Raw genomic sequence first — 8,089 nt, forward strand, 5'->3', positions numbered from 1 at the left:
AATCCAGTTTGAAATGACTATATCTCCAGTCTTTCCAGTTGATCCCCATGGGAATCTCTTGGCACCCTGCCCCCTTGGGGATCCGGAAACAGGCCCTACGAGCCCAGTGGAGATGCTAGACTAGTAGGTCAGTGAGATTCCACCAACTTCGGCCTCCTTACGCTTTCGCAGCCAATTTGCGACTGGATTGGAAGGTTTAGTTTTCTTCTGGCTTTTGCCGGATTAGGATAGCCAAGAGCAAGCAGCAACGAGGATCCCATGGCCAAATATGACTCCCATCTAAAGTGCTCCTTCTGCAACAAGTCACAGGATCAGGTGCGTAAGTTGATTGCGGGGCCGGGGGTCTACATCTGTGACGAGTGCGTGGAGCTCTGCAACGAGATTTTGGATGAGGAACTCTACGACGGCAACACTCCTCCTGCTGCCGCCCCTGCCGGCGGCCGGCGTGAAGCTCCTAAAAAATCCTCCCGCAGCCTGCCTTCTTTGGCGCAGTTGCCCAAGCCGCAGGAGATCATGCGCTATCTCGACCAATATGTGATTGGCCAAGAAAAAGCTAAGAAGGTTTTGTCGGTGGCGGTTTACAACCACTACAAGCGTCTGGCTGCCAAGGCCAACCCCGGTAGCGTCGGAGTTTCGGAACTGGATGAGGTGGAGCTACAGAAGTCCAACATTTTGATCATTGGACCCACTGGCTCCGGCAAAACCCTGCTGGCGGAAACCCTGGCTCGCATGTTGGATGTGCCTTTTGCGGTTGCAGATGCTACCACCCTTACGGAAGCTGGCTATGTGGGCGAGGATGTGGAAAACATCCTGTTGCGCCTGCTGCAGGTGGCGGACATGGACGTAGAAGAGGCCCAGCGCGGCATCATCTACATCGACGAAATCGACAAAATTGCCCGCAAAAGCGAGAACCCCTCCATTACCCGCGATGTCTCCGGCGAGGGGGTGCAGCAGGCTTTGTTGAAGATGCTGGAAGGGACAATAGCCAACGTGCCTCCCCAGGGAGGGCGCAAGCACCCCTATCAAGACTGCATTCAAATCGACACTTCCAACATCCTCTTCATTTGCGGGGGGGCTTTTGTTGGCCTGGAAAAAGTAATCGAGCAGCGCATTGGCAAGAAATCGATGGGCTTTATCAAGCCAGGGGAGCAATTGTCGGTTAGCCGCGAGCAACGTATGGCCAATGCCCTCAAGGCTTTGGAGCCTGAAGACTTGATCAAGTACGGCATGATTCCCGAATTCACGGGGCGGCTCCCGGTAGTGGCGACTTTGGATCCGCTGGATGAGAAGGCGCTGGAGGCGATCCTGACGCAGCCCAAAAACGCCATTCTCAAGCAGGCGCAGAAGCTGTTGCGCATGGACGGGGTGGAACTGGAGTTCGAACCTGCCGCCATTGCTGCCATTGCCAAAGAGGCTTATCGCCGCAAGACCGGGGCTCGCGCCCTGCGGGCCATTGTGGAAGAGCTAATGCTGGATGTGATGTACGAGGCACCCTCCCGCCGCGACCTGAAATACATCCGCATCACCGCCGAGATGGTGGAGCGCCGTTCCACCCGCGAGCTGATTCCTCACCCCTCTACGCTGCCCAAGCCTGAGTCGGCCTAGAGTCGCGGCCCTTCCGATCCCTGCTGGATGAACTTATGATCTGTTCTTGAAAGAGGGGGCAGGAGATCCTATGGCAGGGACTGCGTTCCGCTGGCGCGAACGACAGCGGGTGGATCGTGAATATGCGGTAATTGGTCTGGGGCGCTTTGGTTCTAGCTTGGCTCTCACCTTGATGGAGCGAGGGCACAATGTCTTGGGGATCGACCGCAGCCGTGAGATCGTGCAGCGCCTGGCGGATCAGCTGACGCAGGTGGTGGCACTCGATTCCAGCGATGAAGATGCGCTGCGAGCGGTGGATATCCTCTCCTTCGACACGGTGGTGGTGGCCATTGGCAGCGATTTTGAGAGCAATTTGCTGACGACGGTGGCCCTGAAAAGTCTGGGGGTGCGCAATGTGGTCTGTAAGGCGTCGACCGAGCGGCAACGCTCTATTCTCCTGCGAGTGGGGGCAGATCGGGTGGTGTTGCCGGAGCAAGAGGCAGGGCGCCGTTTGGCTCAGGTGTTGACAGCACCGGGGATCCTAGATCAGCTAGAGCTGGAGCCGGGCTACAGCATTACGGAATTACAGGTGCCGGAGGCGTTGGTGGGCCATACGCTGGCGGAGTCGGATCTGCGTCGCCGCTTCGGCATCACGGTGCTGGTGGTGAAGCGAAAGCAATCGCTGGTGGTCTCTCCCCCCGCAGACTACCTGCTGGAAAAGGGGGATTTGCTGGTGGTTCTGGGGGCCAATACCAACATCTCGCGGCTGAATGAAATGTAGGGAGGGATCCGATGAGAGAGGACTCCGCCCCGCTTCCGCGAGAGGAGGGGCCTGAGCGCTTGGTTCCACCGGTGCCATCCCGCGCCCGCTACCTGCCGACACCGGGCTCGGCATTGTCTCAGTCTTCTAGGGCCTTTGGGAATCGTCTGCAGTGGTTTTTGGGGGGGGACAGGCGTCGCCCGCTGCCACCGCCATTGCGCCTGGTTACAGGGTTGGGGCTCTTGGCAGTGGTGGGAACTCTGGTGCTCATGTTGCCGGGGATCGGGCGCGGGGATCCCTTGAGCTGGAATGAGGCGCTGTTTACGGCCATGTCGGCCCTGAGCGTGACGGGGCTCTCGACGATTGTGGCGGCGGAGGATCTCACCCTGTTGGGCCAGATTGTGCTGCTGATCCTGATTCAGATTGGCGGGGTGGGCTTCATGGTGTTGGCGGTGGTGGTGTTTCAATTGATCGGGCGGCGCATTTCCCTGCTCAATCGCTTGGCGCTGTGCAATTCGCTGGGTCTAATCGATCCGGGGGCGATCTTGGAATTGACTCGGCGGGTGCTGCTGGGGGTCACCCTCATTGAGTTGGGGGGGGCTCTGCTGCTCTGGGTGCACTGGCGGGATCTCTATGGGCCGGAGCGGGCGGTTTTTCTGGCTATTTTTCACGCGGTGTCCGCCTTTTGTAATGCGGGATTCGACCTGTTTGGCCGGGAAGGGATCCCTACAGACGGTCTGTCGCTGGCGATTTTGGCCGGTCTGATTTTTATCGGCGGTTTGGGCATCCCGGTTTTGTCGGATTTGTTAACCTGGCCGCGGGGCCACCGCCCCTCTCTGCACACCCGGATTACCCTGGGCGTGGTGGTGGTTTTGCTCTGCACGGGCGGCATTGGCTTGTTTTTGGGAGAGAGCTTGCCCGGCGGATCCCTGCTGGAGGTGAGCTGGCCCCACCGCTTGGGCCTGACGTTTTTTCAGTCGGTTTCTGCCCGAACGGCTGGGTTTGCCGCGATCCCCATTGAGGATTTGACCCCGGCAAGCCAGTTGCTGCTGATGGCTCTCATGTTTATTGGGGCAGCCCCAGCTTCTATGGGGGGCGGCATGACCACCGGCACCTTGGCGGTGTTGGTGTTGGCCCTCTGGGGCTATGCCCGCGGTTTGCCCAGCGCTCAGATTGCCGGGCGCAGCTTGGATCCCTCCATGGTGCGCAAGGCGGCAGCGGTGTTAACGGTTTCTCTGTTTGTGGTATTGTTGGCGGCTTGGTTGATTTTGCTGACCCACAGTAACAGTAGGTTGGATCCGGTGTTGTTTGAGGTGATCTCCGCCTTTGCCACCTGCGGCCTCTCGACGGGCTTTACCGGGGAGCTCAACTGGTTTGGCCAACTGATCATTGTGCTGGTGATGTTCTGGGGCCGGTTGGGGGCATTGACGATTGTCTTGGCCTTGGCTCAACAACAGCCCCGCCCGTTGGTAACCTACCCTGAAGAGTCGATCCTAATCGGTTAGTCCAGAACTGAGGAGAGAGCAGCCTCCGTTAGACTGAGTAAGGGATCCCTTCGTCCCTCTCGTTACCGGGAGCCATCCGTGTCCAAGTTCCTTTTAATTGGTTCTACTGAGCCCTTCAGCGGTAAGTCGGCTGCCATCTTGGGTTTGGCCAAGCATCTGCAGCAGCAAGGGATAAAAGTCACCTATGGGAAGCCCATCGGTTCTTGCGAGCGGGAAGATTGCTCGCTGGAAGGGGGCGATCCGGATATGCGCTTTGTGGCGGAGTCTCTGCGGCTGACGATGGATCAAATGCCGCCGATGCTGCTCCGGCTCAACGAAGAGGCTTTGCTGGCTCAAATGAAGCGAGCTCCCGGGGATCCAGCTCCAGAGTGCCCGGTTGCCCCTCTGTTGGAGTTTGTCCAGCGCTCCCCTGCCGATTTGGTGCTGCTGGAAGGCCCAGCCGATCTTTACGAGGGGGAATTGTTTGGCCTGTCGCTGGCCAAGATGGCCCAAGCCCTGGATGCTCCGGTACTGCTGATCAGTCGCTACCATTCCTCCTTGGCTGTTGATTCTCTTCTCTTTGTCCATCGTCAACTGGGATCCCGCTTGGCAGGCGTGCTGCTGAACGATGTGCCACCTGACCAAATGCAACCGGCAAAAACGATCATTCGGCCTTTTTTGGAGGGACACGGGATCCCGGTGCTGGGGATTTTGCCCTCCCATCGCATTTTGCGCAGCATCAGCGTTGGGGAGTTGGTGCGGCAACTGGATGCCGAGGTGCTCTGCTGTCCGGATCGGATGGACCTGATGGTTGAAGACATTGCGGTAGGGGCGATGAACGTCAACTCGGCCTTGAAGTACTTCCGTAAGCTGGATCACAAGGCGGTGATCACCGGCGGAGACCGCACCGATATTCAACTGGCCGCCCTAGAAACTTCCACCCTCTGCCTGATCTTGACCGGCAAGCTCCCTCTGGATCCCCGCATTCAGTCTCGAGCAGAAGAGCTGGAAGTGCCGATCCTCTCGGTGGATCTGGACACCTTCACCACCATCAACCGCATCGAACGGGTTTTTGGGCAGATTCGCCTGCACGAGGAGGTGAAAGTCCGCTGCATCCAAGAGCTAATGTCAGCGAATTTTGACTTTTCCCGTCTCTATGCCCATTTGGGCTTGACACAACCCCTAGTGTCGGCGGTAGGTGCATAAGAAAAGTTATTACTGGCTTCTCTATATTTGGTGTCTAAATAGATATTTCTTCGAGATTGAGCACTATATCTGATCAAGACGAAATAAGCTCAGTTTTGACGCGCTGGTCTCTAGTGTCTGATGCTTTCCAGTATCTGCAATGATTTCTGCAAAAAAACGCAGGGATCTCTCGCCGGTTTGGCCTACTCACCAAATTCGAGAGATATCATGCGAGTATTCATCACCTCAACACACCACTCCTCCCCCAGATTTTCTGGGGGTTTTTGTTCGCGCCGTTTTGGCAGAATTTCCCTGTCTCTCTAACCTTACGTCACGTGAGCTGGTGTTGACGAGGTTTATACTACTGATAGTGTAAAGTAGAACTTTTCCGGAACTAGATACACTAAATAGTGGTGCTGGCACGCCCTTGTGCGGTAAGATGCAGTGTCTGTTGTCGAGCCGGGATCCCAAATGTTGCCGTTAGCGCCGGATGAGCACCATGGCCAAGGTTTCACGGATGCACAGCCGCAAAGGAGCGGGCCCCAGCCGTCTGGTTGCCTGCCCCCACAGTGGCATCTTCACCGACGGGGGATGTTCTCCCAATCCGGGGCCAGGGGGATGGGCTGTGGTGGTGGTTCAAGATGATCAAATTGTGGAAGAGTTTTGGGGAGGGGATCCCGATAGCACCAGCAACCGCATGGAACTGACCGGCTTAATTCGGGCTTTGCGGTACTGCCGTGACACCCAAGGCAACGGCGTAGATACCATCTACAGCGACTCCCACCTTTGCGTACAGACCTACAACGACTGGATGGATCGCTGGGCAGCGCAGGGGTGGCGGCGGCGCACCGGGCCGGTGGAAAACTTGGATCTGGTTCAGGAACTGTATCAACTAAAGCAGCAGTGCCCTCAGGTGCAGGTGGTTTGGATCCCAGCCCACCAAGGTCTGCGCTGGAACGAGTACGTGGATGGGTTGGTTGCCCAGGCTCGAGCCAGAGTGACCCTTCCTCCAGAAGTTAGGGATTGAGGTTTCACACCGGCAGTGGGGGCACTGTGAAACTGGTTAGCAGCAAGATGCTTGCCAAGACTACAAGGCTGTTAGGCTTGGCTTGACTGCAAGGTGCAGAACTTCCTGGATGGTTTTAGCCATGCGCTCCCAGGTAAAAGACTTAACCCACTCTAAGCCTTTCCTGACTTTCTCAGCGCGCAACTTGGGATCCAGAACCTGAACCAAGGTGTCCGACAAAGAGTCCTCTACATAAAATGCAGCTTCTCCTCCTACTTCCACTAAGGCAGAGTTGGGATAGATAATGACAGGGGTCCCACAGGCCATGGCCTCCAATACGGGTAGCCCGAATCCCTCATATGCACTTGGGTAAACCAGCGCCACGGCATTCTGGTAGGCTTGAACCAACTGCTGCAGATCTAGATAAGCATTCATAACAGGTTGCGGAGCTGCCGCCTGTCGATAAGCCTCTGGAGTCGACCAGGAATGAGTGCAAAGGACAGGGAAAGGCTTATAGGACCACTGCTGATAAGCTTCAAAAAATAACTCCTGTCGTTTGTAAGCGCCTTGGTGGCATCCAATCAGCAGCCAGTGCTTGGGAATAGCTGAGGGATCCGGCTTGAATACACTGGTGTCAACCCCAGGGTAAGCTACTACTGCCTCTTTGCCAGTTAGACGCAGCAAGTCACAGGCCGTGTTTTGGCTAACAGCTACAATGCGAGCGGCTGCTTCAAGGGCTGCGTGCTTTTGGCGCCACATGGGATCTGAGAGATCCCAACCCAGCACTTCTGGGATCATGTCATGGAGCAGGAGCACCTGCGGAATGTCAGAGGGCAGGTATGTATGGTAGGTGCTCATAAAAACATCAGCCCCTGACCAAATAAAAGCTTGTCTCAACTCAGGATCATCCCAGCGGGCGTAGCTAAAGGGGTGACCCTGCATTCTCTCGACACCCTGGGGTAGCTCTCCCATGCCACCCCGATCGTAGAAAGTGATGCGAATCCCCAGCTGAGGCAATTCCCGCAGTAAGTTGCGCCAAACTGTAGCAATACCAGTTTGGAACATCTGGAAGAACACCCCGTCCACAAATAGGTGAAGACGTTGCCGCACCTCTACCACCAAGGGATCCCCGTATGCCCAGGGGAAAAAGGGCTGCAGGGAGCAGGGCTTTTCCGCTTTTTGCAACTCTTCCCAAGCTCTGACAGCTCCTTGGTAGCCGTAGTAGGATTCCTTAAACTCCACCTGCTTTCGCAATGCATAGGCATAGTGGTCAAACACTAAGCCCTCTGCTTCCGTTTGGTCTGCGGTCAGAACCCTCTCGGGAAGTCGTCCCTTTCGGATCAATACAGGTGGCTCGTGAGTTTGCCACTCGCACTCAGAGGGATCCCATCTCCAGACCCGCCACCACTCCATCTGGGGGTTGTTGCCCCACTTACCTTTGTTGTCCAGGACAAGATTGGGGCCCACGAAGTAACGACAGTAGAACTGGGCCGCCTCTAGAGTGGGATCTGCTTCAAAGCGTCGATGAACCCGCCGGATTTGTTCGACTGTCCAAATTTCGTCTGCATCCAACTGCCACAGCAAGCAGGGATAGTCAGGTTGGGCTGCCCTAACCATTTCAATTTTGCCATCCCAAAACTGGCCATCGGGCTTCTGAACAAGCCGAACACGGCTGTCTTTGGCTGCCAAGTCCCTCAAGTATTCGACCGTACCATCCAAGCTGTGCCCCTGGAGGTATTCCTCAGGGATGCGGCCGCCGTTGGCTAAGCTCCACCCTGTGTCATGGCGTAAGGCAGCAACGCCCTCGACCACCACCCACTGCCAGGGGATCCCTAGCTTATCCAACTCGCAGAGGGTGGAGTAGTGGCGCTCAATGTACGGCTCTCCGTCTAAAACAATGGTGAAGAAGTGAATGGGAAGAGTGGCTCTGCTGTCTTTAAAGATGGCAAAGCCTTTGCGGACATTTCCCCAGCAAATGAGTCGGTAGCCATAGCTGGAGAGCTCCGTCAAGCAACGGCTGTTCTTAAAAGCGAAGATGTCATCCAGGGCAATATACTTGGGACGAGCACC

Annotated in this window: 6 protein-coding genes; 5 read left to right on the forward strand and 1 reads right to left on the reverse strand. The window is 56.4% G+C overall.

The window, feature by feature from the left end; translation table 11 throughout:
* The first annotated feature begins 258 nt into the window (after positions 1 to 258).
* The 5 genes from clpX (at position 259) to NW819_RS02745 (ending at position 6,040) form a co-directional block, all read left to right on the forward strand.
* Positions 259 to 1,605, forward strand: a complete 1,347-nt coding sequence (gene clpX, locus NW819_RS02725; protein WP_414329044.1) for an ATP-dependent protease ATP-binding subunit ClpX — start codon at positions 259 to 261, stop codon at positions 1,603 to 1,605.
* 70 nt (positions 1,606 to 1,675) lie between these two features.
* The gene (locus tag NW819_RS02730; protein ID WP_414329043.1) at positions 1,676 to 2,365 is read left to right on the forward strand and encodes a potassium channel family protein; all 690 of its coding nucleotides are present in this window, start codon (positions 1,676 to 1,678) and stop codon (positions 2,363 to 2,365) included.
* Positions 2,366 to 2,424: 59 nt separating this feature from the next.
* Complete coding sequence (locus NW819_RS02735) at positions 2,425 to 3,849, forward strand: TrkH family potassium uptake protein (RefSeq protein ID WP_414412812.1); 1,425 nt, start codon at positions 2,425 to 2,427, stop codon at positions 3,847 to 3,849.
* A 78-nt stretch (positions 3,850 to 3,927) separates the two neighbouring features.
* The gene (locus NW819_RS02740) at positions 3,928 to 5,034 is read left to right on the forward strand and encodes a phosphotransacetylase family protein (protein WP_414343695.1); all 1,107 of its coding nucleotides are present in this window, start codon (positions 3,928 to 3,930) and stop codon (positions 5,032 to 5,034) included.
* 496 nt (positions 5,035 to 5,530) lie between these two features.
* Complete coding sequence (locus NW819_RS02745) at positions 5,531 to 6,040, forward strand: ribonuclease H family protein (protein ID WP_414412813.1); 510 nt, start codon at positions 5,531 to 5,533, stop codon at positions 6,038 to 6,040.
* Positions 6,041 to 6,100: 60 nt separating this feature from the next.
* On the opposite strand, the gene NW819_RS02750 is transcribed toward NW819_RS02745, so the two are convergent.
* Positions 6,101 to 8,089, reverse strand: a 1,989-nt coding sequence (locus NW819_RS02750; protein WP_414412814.1) for a glycosyltransferase, incomplete at its 5' end; no start/stop codon positions are given.

This window comes from Synechococcus sp. R8-2 (assembly GCF_047461715.1).
Taxonomy (GTDB): domain Bacteria; phylum Cyanobacteriota; class Cyanobacteriia; order Thermostichales; family Thermostichaceae; genus Thermostichus.

Bases quoted from the DNA above. Each gene is read 5' to 3' on its own strand.
- clpX (WP_414329044.1), top strand. From the start codon at position 259: ATGGCCAAATATGACTCCCATCTAAAGTGCTCCTTCTGCAACAAGTCA.
- NW819_RS02730 (WP_414329043.1), top strand. From the start codon at position 1,676: ATGGCAGGGACTGCGTTCCGCTGGCGCGAACGACAGCGGGTGGATCGT.
- NW819_RS02745 (WP_414412813.1), top strand. From the start codon at position 5,531: ATGCACAGCCGCAAAGGAGCGGGCCCCAGCCGTCTGGTTGCCTGCCCC.